Origin of the sequence: Mucilaginibacter rubeus (assembly GCF_014643835.1) — a bacterium.
Classification (GTDB): domain Bacteria; phylum Bacteroidota; class Bacteroidia; order Sphingobacteriales; family Sphingobacteriaceae; genus Mucilaginibacter; species Mucilaginibacter rubeus.
Genome location: NZ_BMKD01000001.1, coordinates 1,581,585 through 1,602,875, shown reverse-complemented (window position 1 = coordinate 1,602,875; position 21,291 = coordinate 1,581,585). Strand labels below are relative to the sequence as shown.

Annotated in this window: 13 protein-coding genes; 10 read left to right on the top strand and 3 right to left on the bottom strand. The window is 42.9% G+C overall.

All coding sequences use genetic code 11. The features are described 5' to 3' along the window. Position 1: 1 nt before the first annotated feature. Both IEX80_RS06460 and IEX80_RS06455 read right to left on the bottom strand, forming a co-directional pair. The gene (locus tag IEX80_RS06460) at positions 2 to 4,354 is read right to left on the bottom strand and encodes a CusA/CzcA family heavy metal efflux RND transporter (RefSeq protein WP_188832367.1); all 4,353 of its coding nucleotides are present in this window, start codon (positions 4,352 to 4,354) and stop codon (positions 2 to 4) included. A gap of 93 nt (positions 4,355 to 4,447) precedes the next feature. Further along, positions 4,448 to 4,831, bottom strand: coding sequence for a hypothetical protein (locus IEX80_RS06455; RefSeq protein WP_090526044.1), 384 nt, complete (start codon positions 4,829 to 4,831; stop codon positions 4,448 to 4,450). A 508-nt stretch (positions 4,832 to 5,339) separates the two neighbouring features. Between IEX80_RS06455 and glgP the strand changes: the two genes are divergently transcribed. Further along, complete coding sequence (gene glgP / locus IEX80_RS06450; RefSeq protein WP_090526043.1) at positions 5,340 to 7,007, top strand: alpha-glucan family phosphorylase; 1,668 nt, start codon at positions 5,340 to 5,342, stop codon at positions 7,005 to 7,007. A 222-nt stretch (positions 7,008 to 7,229) separates the two neighbouring features. Here glgP and IEX80_RS06445 read toward each other — a convergent pair whose 3' ends face one another. Next, the gene (locus tag IEX80_RS06445; protein ID WP_090526042.1) at positions 7,230 to 7,589 is read right to left on the bottom strand and encodes a DUF1304 domain-containing protein; all 360 of its coding nucleotides are present in this window, start codon (positions 7,587 to 7,589) and stop codon (positions 7,230 to 7,232) included. Positions 7,590 to 8,046: 457 nt separating this feature from the next. On the opposite strand from IEX80_RS06445, the gene IEX80_RS06440 reads away from it, so the two are divergent. The 9 genes from IEX80_RS06440 (at position 8,047) to IEX80_RS06400 (ending at position 21,178) form a co-directional block, all read left to right on the top strand. Then, entirely contained in the window at positions 8,047 to 8,625 is a 579-nt protein-coding gene (locus tag IEX80_RS06440; protein WP_188832366.1) for an RNA polymerase sigma factor, read from the top strand. Between the two features lie 177 nt (positions 8,626 to 8,802). After that, entirely contained in the window at positions 8,803 to 9,969 is a 1,167-nt protein-coding gene (locus IEX80_RS06435; RefSeq protein ID WP_188832365.1) for a FecR family protein, read from the top strand. A gap of 222 nt (positions 9,970 to 10,191) precedes the next feature. Next, a complete protein-coding gene (locus tag IEX80_RS06430) occupies positions 10,192 to 13,626 on the top strand; it encodes a SusC/RagA family TonB-linked outer membrane protein (protein WP_188832364.1) in 3,435 nt (1,144 codons plus the stop codon). A gap of 9 nt (positions 13,627 to 13,635) precedes the next feature. Continuing rightward, positions 13,636 to 15,129: a RagB/SusD family nutrient uptake outer membrane protein gene (locus IEX80_RS06425; RefSeq protein WP_188832363.1), complete on the top strand. Its 1,494-nt coding sequence runs from the start codon at positions 13,636 to 13,638 to the stop codon at positions 15,127 to 15,129. 19 nt (positions 15,130 to 15,148) lie between these two features. Beyond that, a complete protein-coding gene (locus IEX80_RS06420; protein WP_188832362.1) occupies positions 15,149 to 16,003 on the top strand; it encodes a DUF4843 domain-containing protein in 855 nt (284 codons plus the stop codon). A gap of 11 nt (positions 16,004 to 16,014) precedes the next feature. Next, entirely contained in the window at positions 16,015 to 17,451 is a 1,437-nt protein-coding gene (locus IEX80_RS06415) for a PKD-like family lipoprotein (RefSeq protein WP_188832361.1), read from the top strand. Between the two features lie 148 nt (positions 17,452 to 17,599). Further along, a complete protein-coding gene (locus IEX80_RS06410) occupies positions 17,600 to 18,724 on the top strand; it encodes a TlpA disulfide reductase family protein (protein ID WP_188832360.1) in 1,125 nt (374 codons plus the stop codon). 6 nt (positions 18,725 to 18,730) lie between these two features. Continuing rightward, positions 18,731 to 20,611, top strand: a complete 1,881-nt coding sequence (locus IEX80_RS06405) for a protein-disulfide reductase DsbD domain-containing protein (RefSeq protein ID WP_188832359.1) — start codon at positions 18,731 to 18,733, stop codon at positions 20,609 to 20,611. A gap of 9 nt (positions 20,612 to 20,620) precedes the next feature. Further along, positions 20,621 to 21,178, top strand: a complete 558-nt coding sequence (locus IEX80_RS06400; RefSeq protein WP_188832358.1) for a TlpA family protein disulfide reductase — start codon at positions 20,621 to 20,623, stop codon at positions 21,176 to 21,178. The last annotated feature ends 113 nt before the right edge of the window (positions 21,179 to 21,291 follow it).

Sequence of the window (21,291 nt, the reverse complement as noted above, 5' to 3'; positions counted from 1 at the left end):
TTTAGTTGTTTGAAAAATAGTTGAGTTGAATGATGGCCTCGTTAAGGTTGCGAACAGCATCCAGGTAATCATTTTTAATTGTAGTGGCCTGGTTAATCAGTTGTGTCCATTCCAGGTAGTTGATGTTTCCGGCGGCAATTTGCTGGTTGGCGGTAACGGTTATTAAAGCGGCATTTTTTAACGGCTTGCTTTCAAAATACTGAACCGTTTGCAGGTACTTGTGGTATTGAAAAACGGCAGATTGATAAGCCGTTGTCATGCTTTGAAGTTCCATAGCATAACTACTTTCGGCTATCTGTTTGTTTACTCTCGCGCTGTTGATCCGCGCCTTTTGCGCCCCGGCAAAAATAGGTATGCCGATACCCAATTGCACTGAATTAAACCGGTTTGAGCCATTGTAAAGCTTATTATCAGCACCAATACCCTTGATGCTGGTATTGTTATATCCTATGGCCAGATCAGGCAAAAGCTTGCTCTTTTCCATGCGGATAGCAGCGTCTGCAATTTGCTGCTGCTGAGCTATTAGTTTTATTACCGGGTGATTTTTCAAGGTCAAAATATCTGAAGCCAATGTAACGGCCAATTTATAGTCGGATCTGTCTGGGGTTAAGGGCTCTGTAGAATTAAGCAACAACTGGAATTGCAGTTGTATGATGGCCACATCTTCTTTTAACTGGCTTAGCTGCATCTGCACCTGTCCCAATAATGTTTCAGCACTTGTTTTCTCCAGGATATTGGCTTCGCCTTTGGCCAGCCGCAACTCGGCTTTTTTATAAAAGCTCAAATACAGGCTATCGGCATGCTGTAGTAACATTCGCTTGTTTTCCAAATATACCAGGGTGTTAAAAACCTGGCTAACCTGCTTTTTTAACAGCACCTCATTTACCGCGATATTCAGTATGCTGTTTTTCCAGTCTTCTTGCAAAAGTTCTTTTTGCCTGCTATAGACAGTTGGAAAGCTGAAAGACTGGGAAATACCGAATTTCGTATCGTTGTAGCTGCTGTTGATTTGCCCAACCTCCCCAAACAGCGTAGCCTGCGAAATATTGGCTGATGTGCCGATCAGTACCTGCTGATACTTCGACTTTAACTGTTCATGTTTAACTTGTAAGTTGTTTTTTAAAGCAGTATCTATAGCGGCTTTAAGGGTGATGGGCGTTTGCGCCCCCGAGGGTTGGCTTAATACAGTCAGCAAAGCAATGGAAAACAAAGTGGCCGTTTTTTTCGATAACACTGTTTTAAAGCCTTTTTCAAACATGATATACAAAACGGGCAACACAAACAAGGTGAGGAAAGTCGCGATCAGCAAGCCACCTATTACTACCGTAGCTAAGGGCCTTTGTACTTCGGCACCGGCACCGTTACTGACAGCCATCGGAAAGAAACCCAGGGAAGCCACAAATGCGGTCATGAGTACCGGCCTTAGCCTTACCTTGGTGCCTGATAACACAATATGTTTCAAATTGGTCATACCTTCTTTTTTTAACTGGTTAAATTCCGATATCAATACAATGCCGTTTAGCACTGCCACGCCAAACAGAGCGATAAAGCCAACACCTGCGCTGATGCTGAAAGGCATACCGCGCAAAGCGAGGAACAGGATGCCCCCGATAGCTGACAACGGAATGGCGGAGTAAATCAATAATCCCTGCTTAATGGAGTTGAAAGCAAAATAGAGTAGTAAGAAAATAAGCAGCAACGAAACCGGCACGGCTATCATCAGGCGCTGTTTGGCAGCATTCAGGTTTTCAAAAGCACCACCATAGGTTACATAATAGCCGGCCGGGAATTTAAGTTGCCTATCTACCTTGGCCTGCAGCTCGTTTACGATTGTTTGTACGTCCCGGCCGCGCACATTAAAGCCAACCACGATACGGCGTTTGGCATCTTCGCGCTGTATCTGGTTGGGGCCGTCTTTTATTTGTACATCGGCCAATTGATATAAAGGGATCTGTGTACCCCTCGGTGTCGGGATGAGCAAGTTTTGAATATCCTTCAAGTCTTTTTTTTGCTCGCTGCTTATCCTGACCACTACTTCAAAGCGCTTTTCACCTTCAAACAGGGTTCCGGTGCTTTGCCCGGCAAGTGCTGTGTTAACCACCTTGTTAATATCGGCGATATTGAGGTTGTATTGTGCTATGGCATTGCGGTTATAATTAATGATAATCTGTGGCATGCCGGCAACTGCTTCCACAAAGAGGTTTTTAGCGCCGTCAACCGTATTGATGATCTTACCCAGTTTATTCGCATAAGCAGCGAGGGTATCCAGGTCTTCGCCGAATATTTTACAAACCACGTCCTGACGCGCGCCGGTCATCAGTTCGTTAAAACGCATCTGAACCGGGTACTGAAAGCCTGCGGTAACACCCGGAACCGCTTGTAAGGCCTTACCCATTTTTTCAGCTAATTCATTAAAGGTTTTAGCCGATGTCCACTCGTTCTTGGGTTTTAGGATCACCATCATATCGCTTGCATCCATCGGCATAGGATCGGTCGGAACTTCGCCGCTGCCTATTTTGGTCACCACCTTTTCAACTTCGGGGAATTGGCTTTTTAAGATGTGGGCGGCCTTTTGGGTATTGGTAATAGTAGTATTCAGGCTACTGCCGGTTAGCACCCGCGTATCAACCGCAAAATCACCTTCTTCCAGTGCAGGTATAAACTCACCGCCCAGTGTGGTTAAAATATAGGCTGAAAATATAAACAGACCGATAATAGTTAATAATGCAGCTTTGGGAAATGCAATTACCCCGCTTAATGTTTTTTGATATATTCTTTCAACCTTCGCCATTAACCTATCCGAAAAATTGGGCTTGTGCTTGATCTTCTTACTCAGGAAGACGGCGCTCATCATAGGGATGTAAGTGAGTGATAAAATAAAAGCGCCCAACAGCGCAAACGCTACGGTTTGCGCCATAGGCTTAAACATTTTACCCTCGATTCCCTGCAAAGTGAAGATCGGCAGATATACTACCAATATAATTATCTGGCCAAAAACAGCGCTATTCATCATTTTGCTGGCAGAACTGTTCACCTCCTGATCCATTTCTTTCTGCCCAATCTTGTCAGTTAATGTAAAATGTTTGCTATGGCTAAGGGTATGCATTACGGCTTCTACAATAATTACGGCGCCATCTACAATTAAACCGAAATCAAGCGCACCAAGGCTCATCAGGTTACCGCTTACGCCAAAAAGGTTCATCATAATAATGGCAAACAGCATTGACAACGGAATCACAGAGGCAACGAGTAAACCTGCCCTGAAATTGCCAAGAAATAATACCAGTACAAATACCACAATGAGTGCCCCCTCCAGCAGGTTGCGCTCCACAGTACCGATAGCGTTGTTCACCATTTTGGTACGGTCCAGGAAAGGTTCAATCTCAACGCCTTCTGGCATAGTTTTCTGGATTTGTGCTATACGTTCCTTTACGTTTTTAATCACCTCGCTGCTGTTGGCACCTTTCAGCATCATGACAACCGCTCCCGCAACTTCGCCTTCGTCGTTATAGCACATCGCACCATAACGGGTAGCATAGCCTATTTTAACGTCAGCCACGTCTTTAATAAAAAGCGGCGAGCCATCGGCAGTATTTTTAATTACCGTATTATTGATATCTTCCATATTGCCGATCAGCCCCTGGCTACGGATATATACCACCGTCGGGCCTTTTTCAATATAAGCGCCGCCGGTGTTCTGGTTGTTACTTTCCAGGGCCTTAAAAACATCGGTTATGGTAATATTATGGGAAAGCAGTTTATTAGGATCAACTTCAATAGAATACTGTTTAAGCTTCCCGCCAAAGCTGCTCACTTCGGCTACACCTTTGACGCCGAGTAACTGGCGGCGAACTATCCAGTCCTGTATCGTACGGAGCTCGGTTTCGTTATACCTACCGGCATAGCCCTTTTTGGGGCGCACTACGTATTGGTAAATTTCGCCCAGCCCGGTGCTTACCGGGCCCAACTCGGGTGTGCCGATACCGGCGGGTATCTGGCTTTGCACTTTTTGCAAACGTTCGGCAACCTGCTGTCTCGCCCAGTAAACATCTGTAGCGTCGTCAAAAACAATGGTAACCAGCGACAGGCCAAACCTGGAAAAACTTCGGATCTCTTTTAAGCCCGAGATATTGCTGTTCGCCTGCTCTATAGGGTAGGTGACCAAACGTTCGATATCTGTAGCTCCGAATGATGGGGCGATGGTAATAACCTGTACCTGGTTGTTGGTAATATCGGGTACGGCATCAATGGGCAGCCTGGTAAACTGATAGCTGCCATAGCCAATAAGGGCGATAATAAAAAGCCCTATGATCAGCTTATTCCGCACGGAAAAAGCGATAATATGATTTAACATAAAATAAGATCTTGAAAATTAGCAATTCAAAAAGCAGCGCATAGCAGGAATAGCCAGGCTAAGCGCTGTAAATAACATAGAAATGACTGCTAATTAGGATTTTGGCGGCTGCCAAATGCTGGATAAATAAGTTGAGTGGTTAAACGACTGATCGAAGGCATGTAACTTCGTTTTCGTTGAGAATACCAGGGGAGGGACGAGTGGCTGGAATAATTGAGGAACCAGCACGGGTGATATCGTCGCTGTGCAATTATCTGCTGTTTTGAAGGGCAGCTTCATATCCTCGCTGTAGTCTTTATCCCTCGGGCTGCCATGCATGTAATGCATGTCCAGAAATTGCAGGAATGAAATGCTCTTGTTTTCCTTCCGGTGTTCGGCAAAGTGTTCAAAAACCACAGGCAATTTCAGCAACTGGTGGAGTTCAGTTGTTGAGAACAGGAAGGTTGTTAAAAGCAATATGGCCGTGAACTTTTTCAAAACTATACAAAAGTAACAATTAATAAACAATCGTTTTTGACGCAGATCATATGATTATTAAGTTTTAATCATTTATTAATATGCGCGATAGGCTCAAAATGAGCTCCCGAAGGTCTTCGCAGCCGCATTTGGTCCTTTTTTCATATTCAGACTGGAAAACACGGGAATGACGAAAGTACTTACACGGAAAGGGTATCATTGTGAAAGAATTTTGTAAACGGAAATATTAAAAGCGGTTTTCTGTTTTAAAGTATGTAGGAGTGAGGTCACTTATTAAAGTCAATTGCGGGCCGGTTTCAAATTTGGCTCTTAATCCATCGTTTGAATTTGAGTGTTTTGTGCGTACTGTCATATAATACCCTGATCCGTGTCATTCCCGGTTAGCAGATAAACACCAACATTTGAAAAAACATTCATCACAACTTGTGAAAAACAGAAATCAAAATAGTCTATAATACTAATATACTCGTCAGCTTTAAAATAGCTACGGGTCTTTTTTTTAAATCATATGAGCTTCTCCTTTCAGCATCCTTACCCAATAAACCCGGAATACAAAATGCCGGTCGCTTATCTTTGCATGGAATATGCCGTCCATCAGCCCCTTAAAACCTACTCAGGTGGCCTCGGCTATCTTGCAGGCTCTTTTATGAGGAGCGCCTATGAACTCAGGCAGAACGTTATAGGTATCGGAATCTTGTGGAAATATGGTTATTATAACCAGGGAAGAAAGGGTGATGAAACCATGGAGGTACTCTTCCAGGAAAAAATATATCACTTCCTCATTGATACCGGCATTAAATTTACTATTAAGGTATCCGGCCACGATGTTTGGGTTACCGCGTTTTACCTGAAGCCTGAAATTTTTAAAACGGCTCCTCTGTTTTTCCTGACAACAGATCTGCCGGAGAATGATTATTTGGCTAAAACCATTTCACATAAGCTTTATGACAGTAATCCTGAAACGGGGACTGCTGCTGCGATATTGTTGGGTGAAGGCGGGGCACGCTTATTAGAAGCAATCAATTTCCAACCAGATATTTATCATCTGAACGAATCGCATGCCTTACCCATCGCATTTTATTTATATAAAAAATATAAGTCCGTTGAGGAAGTAAAAAGAAGACTGGTTTTCACTAACCATACACCCGAGCCTGGCGGCAACCAACGGTCTGATTTGTTCCTGCTTAATAAAATGGGGTTTTGGGGGGATATTCCAATAGATGAAGTGAAGGAAATAGCGGGTTGTCAGGGCGACGTTATGGATCATACCTTAACTGCGTTTAGGTTCTCCGGCAAAGCCAATGCTGTGTCAAAAATGCATTTAAACACGCTACAGGGAATATGGAATGGAAATAACGGCATTTGTGAACTTACTTCTATAACCAACGCCCAGAGCTATTCTTATTGGGCAGACAAGGAAATGTATGCGGCATTGGAAACTAATCAGATGCAAAAGCTGGTGGAAAGGAAAAAGGCAGGTAAACGTGCACTTTTTGACGAGGTAGCGGACCAATGTGGTGTTCTCCTCGATCCTGAAGTGCTCACCATTGTTTTTGCGAAAAGGTTTGCCGGGTACAAAAGGCCGGAATTGCTATTGCATGATATGGACTTTTTTCACCAACTTCTAACTAACAATAAAATGCCGATCCAAATGATATGGGCAGGAAAGCCTTATCCAATGGATTATGATGCGATAGCCAGTTTTAATAAGATCGTAAACTTATGTAAGGATTACCCAAACTGCGCGATTTTAGTCGGTTATGAATTGCGTTTATCACGATTACTTAAACAAGGGGCAGACGTCTGGCTCAACACGCCGCGGCTGACCCACGAAGCTTCAGGTACGAGCGGGATGTCGGCGGCAATGAACGGATGTGTTAATGTTTCGATTCCTGATGGCTGGTTTCCGGAATTTGTTGTGGATGGAGTGAACGGTTTTGTTATACCTAATACTGAAATTAGTGAGCATAAATTTCAACAGGATGAAACCGATGCGCATAACTTGTACAATTTGCTGCAAAAAACAGTCATTCCCCTGTATTACGATCATCCGGATAAATGGGTTGAAATAATTAGGCGCAGCATGCAGGATATATTCCCTCTCTTTGACAGTAACCGGATGGCAAATGAGTATTATAAACAGCTTTATACTATCAACGGTACTAATATTTGTTAATGTGGGCTTCTTCGCTACTTCCCATAACCTTTTGAGCAGCCGGTTCACAAACCTCGGGGGCGATGCCACGCTTGGTCGTAAGTTCGACACGTTGTTGGTTTTTATCCAGGCAGCAATCGAAACCGTGAATTGTTTGTTGTAACCGGCTATAGCATGACCAATCCCTTGATAGTTTTTTCCATTTCGACCCACATAAAAGATCGCGTGGGTTGATAAATGCGCCTACCTCATCAGGATCAATAAAATGACCAGTGATGCAGGTACGGCCTGTATATAGAAGATCTTTTTGGTTACTGTAAGTGCCCCGTAAATGCCAGCTACGGCCACACAACTCAGGAAAAACAGGGCCACATAGTTATGCCATTGTGCGTTGCTGATAAAGAATGTCCAAATCAGACCTGCTGCTAAAAATCCGTTGTATAAACCCTGGTTAGCCGCTAAAACTTTGCTGTTTTCCAGTTCCTGCAATGATTTGTTGAATGCCTTGGGGCCACGGGTTGTCCAGGCAAACATTTCCAACCATAATATATAACAATGGATAAAGGCTACCAGGCCGATGAGTACTTTGATAATAAGATCCATAGATTTTGATAACTTAAGTATAAATGTAGTAAATGTTATAGGATATATTGTACTGGGATTCTGTTAAGCCATTAAGCCTTAAACTTATTCTGTAGGGGCATTTATGCACAAATGTATAACGGTGTAACCAATACGGTCCATTTTGCCGTTTTGCAACTGTAAAAAATGAGGAAAACAATAGCAGGGGCAGTAGGATGCTGGTTTGCCCTTTCCTGATTGTAATGGTTTGGCTCATGGAAAATTACAATAATAGGGAAGAGACCATCATACTAACGGAAATCGGAGTTTTCTTGCCATGCTAAGCTGATAATTCTCTGCCATCGGGGTTAAACCCGTTTATAAGATTTTATTTTGCCAGATAATTTCTATATTTGGATTTGACACATATACAATGAGCATTAAAACACCATGATGTTTGTGTAATTAACCTGATCAATATAGGAAATTAAAATAACGCATGGCCCCTCTTGACTTGTCAGCCGACGATGCCAAACTTCTGAAACTCATTAGTGAAGGTAGCAAACCTGCCTTTGATGTATTATATACCAAATATTGGAAACAGGTTTATAACGCAGCATACAAACGGGTTAACGATATTGAACGCGCTCAGGATATTGCTCAGGACGTATTTGTGCAGTTATGGATGCGTGCGTCAAAGTCGCCGATTGAAAACCTGCCGGCTTATTTATTGATTGCCGCTCGCAATGGCGTTTTTAAATATATGGAAAAGGAATCGCGCTATGCGGCCTTGCCCGATACAGTCCATGAAATTGAAAGCCATCTTGGCCGCGCCGATGCTAATGTGCTTCATGATGAATTTTTGAAAGCTTTTAATGAGCTTATTGATACGTTACCAGCTCAACAGCGTATCATATTCAATTTGCGCTTTTATGAAGGCCTCTCAAGCCAGCAAATTGCCGATCAACTGGAAATCTCCCCCAAAACTGTTCGTAACCAAATGGGGAAGGCCCTTGCAACACTTCGTAAATCACTTTTCTTACTTCATGTATTGCTTTATTTTTATCAACAAGGTTGATAAAACGTTTTTTCTTTAATGAAGATGCCCTATTTTTATCAATTATGATGATTGGTTGATGATATTTTATCATTTTGATTTTAAACCTGCATTATTTTTAAATAAAACATTAAAAATATTTTCAATTAACATGGGCTATTTTCATTTTGCGGACTCATGTATATATAAAGGATGTAAATGGACGAGGCGAACAAGCAATATTTTATACAGATACTAACAAAATACAGGCGTAGTGAGGCTACTCAGGAAGAAATTAAATTCCTGGAATCGTACTATAACCTGTTTGATTTGAACGATGACCTCATTACCGATGAAAATGAGGCCGACTACCTGTATCTGAAAGATGCCATTAAAGCAAAGGTTGATGAGAGGATAGCGCAATACGAAAAAAAGCCGGTTACCATGCCTTTAAGATCGGGTTGGACCAGATATGCCGTGGCCGCCTCAATTCTGTTGTTTCTTTCGGTTGGTGCTTACTTTTTTATTCGTAACCGGTATAAGGCCGATAATTTGGCCGCAAACTCTTACAAAGGTATAGTACCTGGTACCAACAAGGCTACGCTTACTTTGGCCAATGGCACAACCATATCGCTTGATGATGCTGCCAACGGGCAAATAGCTAAACAGGCCGGGGTGAAAATCACCAAAACGGCCGATGGGCAGATCGTTTACCAGGCCGACGCAAACGGGCAAAATCAAGCTGTTCAAAACACGGTTACCACACCTAACGGCGGGCAGTACAAGGTCATCCTGCCCGACGGCACTAACGTGTGGCTTAACGCGGCATCGTCAATAACTTATCCAACCGTGTTTAAGGGAGCGGAACGTGAGGTAACGCTCAATGGCGAAGGCTACTTTGAAGTAACAAAAAATAAAGCAATGCCATTCAGGGTTAAATCGGCATTGCAAACTATTGAGGTGCTCGGTACGCATTTTAATGTCAATGCTTACGGCGATGAAGCTTTGGTTAAAACCACACTGTTGGAAGGTTCGGTAAAGGTAACATCGGCAACAAACTCAATACTTATTGTTCCCGGTGAGCAGGCGGTAATAGGCCGTACAGGTAACGGTACCATCAGTAAACAACAAGTGAACCTTGACAAAGAAGTTGCCTGGAAAAACGGGGTATTCTCATTTGCAGATGAGGATATCCGCGAGGTTATGCGCCAGGTAAGCCGCTGGTATGATATTGATGTGGTTTATGAAGGCGATATGCCAACGGAGAAATTTTTCGGTGAAATTTCAAGGAGCAGTAAACTGACCGACGTTTTTAGAATCCTGGAACTTAACAACATGAAATTTTCGGTGGAGGGCAAAACAGTGAAGGTGTCCTACGGTAAATGATATTTAACTTAAACTTTATACTAACAACTAACAAAACTAAATGCTAATCACTAAAACAAAACTTAATGGATAAACAAGTACGATAAATCTCAGACCAATCTCATATCAACAGACCAAAAATTAACCGGAAGCCTCTCACCGCTTCCGGTTTAAAATAGGTCAGGCAGCACAAGATGTCGAAGCCCTGGGCTGCATTTTATTAACCCAATCTTATTCAAAAATATGAAATTAACTTTTCTTTACAACGCCGTATGCGCAATGCGGGGGGTAAAGTGCAAATTCTTATTAGTATTGAAACTCACCACTATACTGTTGCTTGTTGGCGTGTTGCACTTATCGGCTGCAAGTTATTCTCAAACGGTAACCATATCCGGTAAAAATAAAAGCCTCGAATCGGTTTTTAAGGATATAAAACAACAAACAGGCTATTTGTTTTTTTACAGCGAAAAAGTAAATATAAAAGGCAAAACAGTTGATGCCAATTTTCATGACGCGCCGCTTGTTGATGTGCTTAACACGTGTCTTAAAGATTTTGATCTGAGTTTTACCATTGTATCTAAAACCATCGTAATCCAAAATAAAATACCCGAACCGCGGCCGGAACTGGCTGCGCCGATGAGCAAAATTCCGGTGAGTGGCCGTGTTCTGGATTCGGTGAGTAAAACCACTTTGCCCGGTGTAAACATTGCCATTAAAGGCGGCAGGGGAGTAATAGGCCAAACCAATGATAAAGGGGAGTTTAATGTACAGGCGGATGCAGGGCAAACATTAATATTCTCGTTTATGGGCTACAAATCCGCAGAAGTTAAGGTGGTAGCAGGGCAATCGATTGTAGTGAGGCTTTTGCCTGATATTAATAACATTAAAGACATAGTGGTAACCGGTTACCAGGTTATTAAAAAAGATAATTATACCGGTAATGCCATCACGGTAAGCGGTGCAGATTTGAAGCGTAATAACCCGCAAAACGTGATCAAAAGTATAGCCTCGTTTGATCCGTCGTTTAAAGTACTTGATAATAACTTTATCGGTTCGGATCCAAACAAGCTGCCAAAGATAAACGTAAGGGGCGCCACGGCTATCCCTTCCATCAATGATAAAATACTTGACCGCAATAACCTTTCAAGCAATTATAACCTGCCGGCCTTTATCCTTGATGGCTTTGAAGTATCGCTTCAAAAAGTAGTTGACCTGGATATTAACCGGATAGAATCGGTTACCTTATTGAAAGATGGTGCGGCTACTGCGGTTTACGGTTCAAGGGCAGCCAACGGTGTAATGGTGATCACTACCAAAGCGCCTGTTGCCGGGAAACTGCAGTTATCATACAATTACGAGCTTACCTTCAACGGCCCGGATCTGTCCGACTATCACGTGCTTAATGCTAAACAAAAAGTGGCCTATGAGCAGCTTGTGGGTTTATATGACACACAGACATCTACCAGCGGTGATACTAAACAGGACGAGCTTGACGCCCAGTTGTTCACGCGCTTAAAAAATGTGGCGAGCGGTGTTAATACTTATTGGTTGTCGCAGCCTTTAAGAAACGCCTATCAGCAGAAGCATTCGGTTTACGCGCAGGGAGGCGATCAATCGTTCAGGTATGGTATCGACTTGCGATACCAGACACAACCGGGGGTTATGAAGGGTTCTGACAATACGCGTTATAGCGGCGGGATTGATTTTACCTATAATCCAAGCTCAAAGCTTATTATCAGGAATGATCTGACCATTACACAGGTTAACCAGGCCAATTCTCCTTACGGCGATTTTTCGACCTATGTAAATGCCAACCCATATTTCCCGATAAGGGACAGTACAGGCAGATTGGTACAGGAACTGGCCAACTGGCGTGTAAACACCGGCCGTTCAGGAACTGATCAATATGTTACCGAAAATGTGTTTAACCCTTTATATGAAGCCAGCCTGAGCAGTTTTAATAAAGCGGCATATACAGAAATACTGGAGTCGTTCTCTGCTGATTATAAGATGACAAAAAGCCTGAGGTTAAGGGCGTTAATGAGCGTAAACAAAACCAATTCAACATCTGATAATTATGTATCGCCCTTAAGTAGTGTTTTTTACAACTACGCGTCTGATAGGCTGAACAACAGGGGGACTTATGATTACGGAACAAATGCCAGTCTTAACCTTGACGGAAACGTAACTATCAGTTATAACAAGCAGTTGGGCGATCATTATTTCAACCTTGTGTTAGGTGCTAATATTTTGGCTTCAAAGGCCGATGTTAAATCATTTTCGGCCCAGGGTTTTTCAAACGACAGGTTTACCAATATTGGCTTTGCACGTATTTACAAAGAAAATTCAGGCCCTTACGGAGATGTTACCAAGTCAAGAACGGCAGGTGCTTTCTTTTCTGGCAACTATGCGTTCCAAAACAAATATCTGTTAGATGCATCGGTAAGGGTTGATGGTTCATCGGCTTTCGGGGCCGACAGGCGTTATGCTCCTTTCGGATCCCTTGGGATTGGCTGGAATATTCATAAGGAAGGCTTTTTTCAGGGCTCAAAAGTAATAAGCCAGCTGCGCCTTAAAGGCAGTATCGCAACGCTTGGTTCTATCAGCTTCCCGGCATACCAGTCGCGCTCAATTTATTCATATGATACACAAAACTGGTATTCAACCGGTATCGGCGCTACCATCCTGGGCTACGGCAATAGCAACCTGGAATGGCAAAAAACCCGTACCTCTGATGTGGGTATGGACATTGGGTTGTTTAAAGATAGGATAGTTATATCGCCAAGATACTATTACAAACTTACCAAAGGGTTAATTACTGATATCAATCTTGCGCCGTCAACAGGTTTTACAACTTATAAAGATAACCTTGGTGACATGTCAAACAAAGGCTATGAGCTTTACCTCGTAGCCCAGGTTTTCCATACATCCAACTGGAACATTAACCTGACCGGTAACCTTGCTCATAACGTTAACAAAATAGTGAGCATATCTGATGCGCTTAAAGCCTTCAATAATAACATAGATAACTTCCAGACCAATAAGGATAACAACGCTTTTTCAACCCCGCTAACGCGGTATGTTGAAGGTAAATCACTGAATACCATTTACGCTGTGAGGTCATTGGGTATTGATCCTGAAAACGGCAAAGAGATCCTGGTGAAAAAAGATGGTACCCTAACCTATGTGTGGGATGTTAAGGATGTACAGGACGTGGGCAATACCACGCCAAAGGCCGAGGGCTTTTTTGGTAGTACGGTATCATACAAAAGGTTTATGCTGAGCTTTAGCTTCCATTACCGTTTTGGTGGGCAAGCCTTTAACCAAACGCTTATCGACAGGGTTGAAAATGCTGATCCCCGTTTTAATGTTGATAGCCGCGTGCTGGAGCAGAGGTGGAAACAGCCCGGCGATCGCACATTTTTCAAAAATATTACTGACCTAACCGATACTTATGTGTCATCGCGATTTGTACAAAAAGATAACCTGATAGAGCTGCAGTCGCTTTACTTGTCATATGATTTTAAGCCAAACGCTATTCGTCGTTTGGGGCTTCAAAATTTGAGGCTGGCAGCCACAGCAAACGATGTTTTCAGGACTTCAACTATCCAGGCAGAGCGTGGGATCTATTATCCCTTTGCCCGCAGCTTAACATTTTCATTATTGGGTTCATTTTAACACATAACCATGAAGAGATATTTAATTTTTATAATCCCGTTGCTGGTATTTACCTCATGCAAAAAGTTTTTGGATGTACAGCCGGAATCTGATGTAACCAAAGAGCAACTGTTTACCACTGAAGATGGTTTTGAGGAGGCGTTGAATGGTGTTTACACCAGGTGTACCAAAGCAGATATGTACGGTGGCAACCTCACGTTTAGCAACCTGGATATCATGGCGCAGAACTATTCGTTTTCGAATACTGATTTTCAAAAGATCGCTTCTTTTCAGTACAGCCAAAGCATTTTAAAGGATAAAAACAGCCAGATCTGGTCGGCGGTTTATAACGCCATCGGTAATTGTAATGAAATATTACAGGTGATAGATAAACAAAAGGCTGTGTTTTCGGGTAACAACTATGCCATCATTAAAGGCGAAGCGCTCGCCCTTCGCGCATACCTGCATTTTGATCTTTTGCGCATGTTCGCGGCTTCGTATAAATCCAATCCGAACGCCAAAGGCATCCCATATGTAACCAATGTTAGTATTAAAAGTACACCGTTTTCATCAGTAGCTGAGGTAATTAACAACGCTATAGCTGATCTGCGTAATGCACGTGCGTTGCTAAGTACAACTGATCCCATTCTTTCTCCAGGCTACATAGTTGGATATCCCAACAAAACCTATCCCGGCGGTTATACAGGCCGCAAACAAACAGAAACCACAAGTAATACCCTGTTTTTGCAAAACCGCAGGCACAGGCTTAATTATTATGCCGTATGCGGCGAACTTGCAAGGATTTACCTGTATGAAAATGACTACCAGAATGCACTCTCCAACGCCAATGATGTAATAACTGCTAATAAATTCCCCTGGACTCAAAAAGATGATGCCTTTAACAACAACGTTGAGCAAAAAGACAGGGTGTTTTATAACGAGCTGGTATTTGGCTGGTATGCACCACATGCCAACGATAACAACGCGCTTGTTACGTTATTCAGTGCCACAAATACTGCTCAATATCAGCCAACACCGTTGCAGTTAGATAATATCTATGAAAAAAGCACTGTTGGTGCCGAGGACTGGCGCTACAGAGAATGGTTTTTTACAGCTACAGATGTAACCCCAAACCGTAGTTACCTGGTTAAATATTTGGTTAACAGTTCGCCGCAGGTAAACCTGCACCCGTTAATGGCGCCGTCTTTTCGCTTAACTGAGGCCTACTATATAGCAGCTGAAGCAAGCTATGATAGTAACCCAACAAAAGCCATTGAGTATTTAAATACAGTACGTACCCATAGGGGCATTATCGATTTATTGCCGAATACTTTGGGCAAATCAGCTTTTATGCATGAGCTGGTTAAAGAAGCCCGTAAAGAGTTTTACGGCGAGAGCCAGATATTTTACATGTATAAACGCTTAAACCTTGATATAGTGGCGGCCAGTGGCCAGATCTATCCGGCATCAAACAGCATATACGTGTTCCCGATCCCCGACGACGAAACGGCTTACAATAATTGATCTCATACCATTTATGACAATGAAAAGAAATATATTTTTTGTTTTAGTGGTCTTTGCAGCTCTTTTCGGTTGCAAAAAAGACCAATTACTTACATACGGCTCCAGGGATAATATTTATCTGAATTATAAGGATAAAGACGGCAACCAGGATACGTCGGTATTAACATATTCTTTCGCCTATAATCCAACCCTGGCGCAGGATACCATTTGGGTACCGGTGATCATTTCGGGGCAAAGGTCAAAAACCGAAAGAAGGTTTGCGATATCCGTAGTTGACACCGCTACCACGGCCAAAGCCGGTTTGCACTATGAAGCGCTTAAGCCCTCGTACACTATGCCTGCTGATTCGGGCACAGTAAAGGTACCTGTCATCATCAAAAATACCGACCCAGAACTTGCAAATAAATCGGTTGTGCTTACCATTCTTGTTTCGGGTGGTCAGGATTTTAATTCGTCATTGCCTGTAGCGTTGAGGATGAGGTCTATCCTTTATTCGTCGCGTCTGGAGCAACCGGCCTGGTGGATTTACTGGATGGGTAATCTGGGCCCTTACAGCAGGATAAAACACCAATTGTTCCTGATCTCTTCGGGTACTACCGATCTGGTTGATATGTCAAAACCTAATGCTTATCTCCAGATCCCGCGTACGCTGTATTATATAGATAACGTGAGGACCTTTATTAATGACCCTTTTGCCTGGGTAGCGCGATATCCCGAAAAAGGCTACATACTTACCAAAAGGGCCGATGGAAGCAACGATTATGATTTTTATAGTTCTTCTTCGCCCGGTAAGAAGTTTTACCTCAAGTATTATGCGCAGGCAGGCAAGTACTTTTTTGTTGATGAAAATGGTCAGCAGGTTATTATCAATTAAACACTTAGGTCATGAAATTTAAATCGATAGCTATATTGGCGCTCATAACGGTATTTTATACTTCATGTAAAAAAGACCTCGGCAATTATGTATACTCGCCACCTTCAGAGCCGGTAGTTACCGGCATTAATAACGCCACATTTGCAGCCCTGCTCGGCGATACGCTCACCATAAACCCCAAGGTTACTTTGGCCGGTGCGGATCCCTTAAAGGATCTTGATTTTGAATGGCACATCACCGTACAAGAAGAACTCCGGGAAGCAGTTTTCAAAGGCTACCCTTTGAAAATGGTCTACAATTTAGGCCCCGGCGACCGCGCATGTAAACTCACCATTACCGACAAACGGAATGGATTATTTTATACGTTCCCTTTCAAAATTACAGGTACGACGCAGTTTTCGGCAGGTATTTTGGTGTTGAGTAACGATAATGGGGTTACCAAATTATCGTTCGTAAAACCGGATAAAACAGTGTTGGGCGATATTTATAAATCACTTAATAAAGGCGATTTGCCTATCAATCCGGTTCAGTTGTACTATTCAAAACCACTGCCTTATCAACCCAATACCAAAGAGGAATATTGGGTGCTAAGCAACGATCCTAATAAAAGCGGAGTGGTGCTTGACGCCAGCACCTTATTAAAACGAACAGATTTTGCAGCGCAATTCTTCTCGCCGCCGGCTGTTATCAATACAGGTTACCTGGAGCCATTTTTAGGCCCTGTACAAATGGGGACAGTGCCAACGGGAGTTATCAATGCTAAGCTATATGTAGGTGTATCCTCAACAGCGCCATTTGCTGATGACTACGGCAAATTTGCCAACGAACAGGGCGGTGATTACACCATGTCTAAATATTTTACACATGGAAGCTCGTTTTTTATCGGTTACAATCTTAAAGGAAAAGCCTTTATTACCTTCGGGGCCGATGGTACTTACTCTGGCACCAATTACCAGATTGATACCGCAAGCACTGGCTTTGACCCTAAAAATGTAGGATACGATAATTTGTTGTTCATGAAACCTACAGAAGGTGGCCCTTCCTATGCTTTCTTTAAAACAGCGACAGGTACCATAACCGAACTAAGTTTTAGCTACCCTATGGGCGACGACCGGACATTTAAAGGGCTGGGCAAACGCACATTCAAAGGCAGCGCCTTAATTGATGATAATACCAAATGGGTGGTGAATAGCTTAAATGTGTTTTATTTTTCATCAAAAGGGAAAATTTACCGCTATAACCCAATTAATGAAGATATAAGACAGCTCGACGCAGACTTTGGCGGTAAAAAGGTATCCATGATGAAGATCAGTTTGGATGACAACACCCTTACTGTTGGCGCAGATGGGGCAGTTTATACGCTTGACGTAAGTGTTTCTAAAACCGGTAATATCACCAAAACAATAACCGGTATACCGGGCGAACCGATTGACATCGTGAGCAGATAAAAAACTAACTAATCAAAACCATATAAAAGATTAACCAACAGCATGAATGATTTTTGTGTTGTTGGCCGCAGTCATGACATTAACAAGAGCGTTTCATCCTTGAAAAGTATAACGTAACCTGTCGACTCGATGTATAACATATAAAGAAATGAAAAAACTACTAAACTTAATTTTGAGCATGGCTGCGTTGAACGCCGCCGGTCAAACTAACCAGTTCGCTATTAATGGGCAGATTGGCAATCTAAACGGTCAGAAAGTTTATTTAAGCTTTATGACAGGCGGCAAGGGGCATGAAGATTCGACCACATTAGTTAACGGCGCTTTTCATTTCACAGGTAGGATGAACCCATACAGTTCTGTACGCCTTGCACTTGATCATAAAGGCGCCGGCCGGGAAATTGCCACCCATGGCGGCGATATTCTCTACTTTAATTTTTCTAATGAAACGCTTAATATAGTTTCTAAAGATTCCCTGGCAAACGCCCAGATGAGCGGATCCAAAACATATGATGAATATTCGGCTTATGTGAAAGCTGTAGGACCGATGCCATGGGACATCGATCATATTTCTAATGCTGAAATTGCGGCAGCGCCCGAGTTGGTGAATGATACCGCATTTACCAATTCGGTTGCCCGCCATCACTATAAAATGATTGCCGATTTTCAGCGCAAAAATCTCGATTTTGCCAAAACGCACCCCGATTCGTTCTTTGCACCGGTAGCGCTGTTCGGCACTGCATCTAATGAAAAAACGGTTACAGTAGCCGAACAGGTGTTCAAAACTTTCAGTCCGGCAATCCAGGCAACTGATAATGGTAAAACTATCAAAGAATTTATTGATGCACATTACCGTTTAAAAATAGGTGGCCCGGCGCCGGTTTTTACTCAGGTCAACCCTGCCGGCAAACGCTTATCGTTAGCCGACTATAAAGGCAAAATCGTTTTGGTCGATTTTTGGGCAAGTTGGTGTTCACCTTGTCGTCAGGAAATCCCAAATCTGTTAAGTCAGTATAAAATGTACAAGGATAAAGGGTTCGAAATCCTTTCGGTATCGCTTGACAGCAGCCGTGACAAATGGCTGAAAGCTCTGCAACAGGAGGGTATGACATGGCCGCAGGTTAGCGACTTGAATGGCAACAACAACAGCGTTGCCCGTCTTTATGGCGTTTCGGCTATACCTGCTACATTCCTGGTAGACCGCGACGGCAAACTTATTAGCACAAATCTGCGCGGGGAAGACCTCAATCATAAACTTGCCGAACTTTTTAATTAAGCAGGTATGAAAAAGATCATTTTGGCTTTTCTGCTTTGTGTTATGTTTAGCGTAGCCTCTTTGGGTAACGTCATAAAACACGGAGCGGGCAAAATAGCACTTCATGTTTTATATGTAGGATATGATCCGGCAAAACCTAAGCCCGAACATATTACTTACTATAGCACAGCCGCGGGCGCGGTAGATGAGGCCTGGAAAACCCGTATGGCCGATTTTAAGGCTTTTTTAGAAACGCGCTTTGACAAAGTTGAAGTTGTGGATGTGAGGGATTACGATGCTTCGATGTCTGCCAATGTCGACGTAACAATTGCCGATGCGGGTCCGATAAAATTACCTGCCAATTTTGACAGGCCTATTATTTTGATGCATCAGCTGGCTCCCGATGTGGGCATGCCGATAGGACTTAAGTTTGATTGGTATTGTCAGTGTTTGGAAGACGATGCGCTGAACATCAAAACCAGTCATGCCATATTTAATACACCTGTAAAAGTGAAGTTAACTTTAGTTAACAGGCCTACGCCGGGTTCTTTTTTTAACGGCTTTCAGGGAGCAACTACCCCGAAGGAACTGCCTATGTGGAAGGTGATCAAAGAAGATCCTGCAGCTAAGGATAAATACATTATCGGCATGGTGGCGCATGGCGAGGGATTTAATGATTCGCCGGATGCCGAAGCTATAAGCGGCGGTGTTTGCTTAAAAAATGCTGAAGCAGTAGCGTTAGGCCGTCAGGGTAATTATTTTATGTGGGGCTTTTCTGCTTCGCCAAATCATATGACCGATGAAGCTAAAGATGTATTTGTGAACACAGTTTGCTACATCAAAAAGTTTGATCACCAGGCGCCCATCATGAAAAAAGTACAAATTGAAAACCGTGAGTGGGTAAATGAAATGATTTACCGCAGTGATAAAGCTCTATATCAAAAAACGCTGATAGCCCGGAAAGAGGGTAACGCCCGCCTGCTAAAAATGCAGCAGGAACTTAAAGATCGTAAAGCCAAAGGCGAGGGTATTGGTAAAGGTAACGAGGCGTTTTTAAAGATGCCGGTATCGGATGATGTACAAAGTTTTGATGAATATCTTAAAAGCTGGACTGGCAGCGGCATGTATGATGCTTTTGGTACTAACGTAGAGGCCTATCATAAGTACTATCGGGATAACCTCGAGTATTTTTATCCGGTTGATGCTTACTCGTTACAGGTTGATGAGGATGCAAAAAAACTGGGGATCTCCAACCGCAAAATTGAGCTGCTTGAAAAATGTATCAATATGCTTGAGAAAGGAGAGGAGCCTGCCCTGGCCCAAAGGGTATTGGAAAGATATACCACCGAAAAATTCACATCTGCCAAAGAATGGCGCATTTGGTTAACCAAAAACAAATCCAACCTTTATTATACCGAAGCCGGAGGGTTTAAATTTATGGTGAATACCTATAAAACAGAAACGGCGGCAATAACACCCGCATCAACCGGCGACATTAAAACTGCAAATGCGGCAACAGTACCAACCCGTACCGATCCGGTGACAGTGAGCGCCATGTTGATTGATGAAGCAAACGGGAAAAAACAGGTAGTTGTTAAGGCTGAGATTTTGCAAGGCTGGCATATTTACGCCTATGTACCTAAGGACAGCCCTTTTATTACCACACAACCTATTATTGAGTTACCCAAAGGTGTAACAAGCGGCGAGTGGCAGGCATCGGCAGGTGTGCCATTTATCGGCGGCGAAGGCATGTTTGTTTGGGAGGGCATAGCAACATTTAAAACCGAGATAAGTGCGGCTTCATTAAAGACTGGCATGGTAGTCAAATGCGGGCTTTATTACCAGGTTTGTGATAACAACAAATGTTTTCCGCCTAAAAGAAAGGTAATTGAATTACAGGTTTTATAGTCAGGCTAAATGAAAATAAACTTTAAAAAGTTGCTGTTGATAACACCGGTAATGCTTGCCCTAAGCATCGGATGGAAGGCGGATGTAAAAGCTTCATCATTAGAGAAGCGGGATACTGTTACAGCAAGTCAAAATTTATTAGTTGGAAAACCATTGCCGGCTTTTGAGTTACAAACTGCCGGTGGTAAATCCATCAAATTGTCATCGGTTAAAGGTAAAGTTGTATTGGTTGACTTCTGGGCTTCATGGTGTATGCCCTGCAGGGCGGCTATTCCGCACCTTAAGGAGTTATATAAACAATACCGCGCTAAAGGATTTGAGATAGTTAGCGTTTCGATCGACCAGAACAGTAAGGCCTGGAAAAACGCCATGCTTAAAGAAGCAATGCCCTGGCAACAGGGAATAGATAAATATGAGGAGGGTAAAGATGCATCAGTGATGACGAATGCTTTAGGTATCCAGTCGGTACCCTTTGCAATTGTACTGGATGCTGAGGGGAATGTGATTTTAATAAATCCCACTTCCTCTGATATCGATATACAGCTCAAAAAGATCTTTAACAGTTAAGAAATTATAAAATGATAGCACTGGCTATCGTAAAGACAGTCCCTGTAGGACGTTTTCCATCAGTTTTAGTTTAATTTCCGGAGAGCCGGTTTTAATACCGGCTCTTTTTACAT

Coding starts and splice junctions, on each gene's coding strand:
- IEX80_RS06400 (WP_188832358.1), top strand. CDS start 20,621: ATGAAAATAAACTTTAAAAAGTTGCTGTTGATAACACCGGTAATGCTT.
- IEX80_RS06460 (WP_188832367.1), bottom strand. CDS start 4,354: ATGTTAAATCATATTATCGCTTTTTCCGTGCGGAATAAGCTGATCATA.
- IEX80_RS06440 (WP_188832366.1), top strand. CDS start 8,047: ATGGCCCCTCTTGACTTGTCAGCCGACGATGCCAAACTTCTGAAACTC.
- IEX80_RS06435 (WP_188832365.1), top strand. CDS start 8,803: ATGGACGAGGCGAACAAGCAATATTTTATACAGATACTAACAAAATAC.
- IEX80_RS06445 (WP_090526042.1), bottom strand. CDS start 7,589: ATGGATCTTATTATCAAAGTACTCATCGGCCTGGTAGCCTTTATCCAT.
- glgP (WP_090526043.1), top strand. CDS start 5,340: ATGAGCTTCTCCTTTCAGCATCCTTACCCAATAAACCCGGAATACAAA.
- IEX80_RS06430 (WP_188832364.1), top strand. CDS start 10,192: ATGAAATTAACTTTTCTTTACAACGCCGTATGCGCAATGCGGGGGGTA.
- IEX80_RS06420 (WP_188832362.1), top strand. CDS start 15,149: ATGAAAAGAAATATATTTTTTGTTTTAGTGGTCTTTGCAGCTCTTTTC.
- IEX80_RS06405 (WP_188832359.1), top strand. CDS start 18,731: ATGAAAAAGATCATTTTGGCTTTTCTGCTTTGTGTTATGTTTAGCGTA.
- IEX80_RS06425 (WP_188832363.1), top strand. CDS start 13,636: ATGAAGAGATATTTAATTTTTATAATCCCGTTGCTGGTATTTACCTCA.
- IEX80_RS06410 (WP_188832360.1), top strand. CDS start 17,600: ATGAAAAAACTACTAAACTTAATTTTGAGCATGGCTGCGTTGAACGCC.
- IEX80_RS06415 (WP_188832361.1), top strand. CDS start 16,015: ATGAAATTTAAATCGATAGCTATATTGGCGCTCATAACGGTATTTTAT.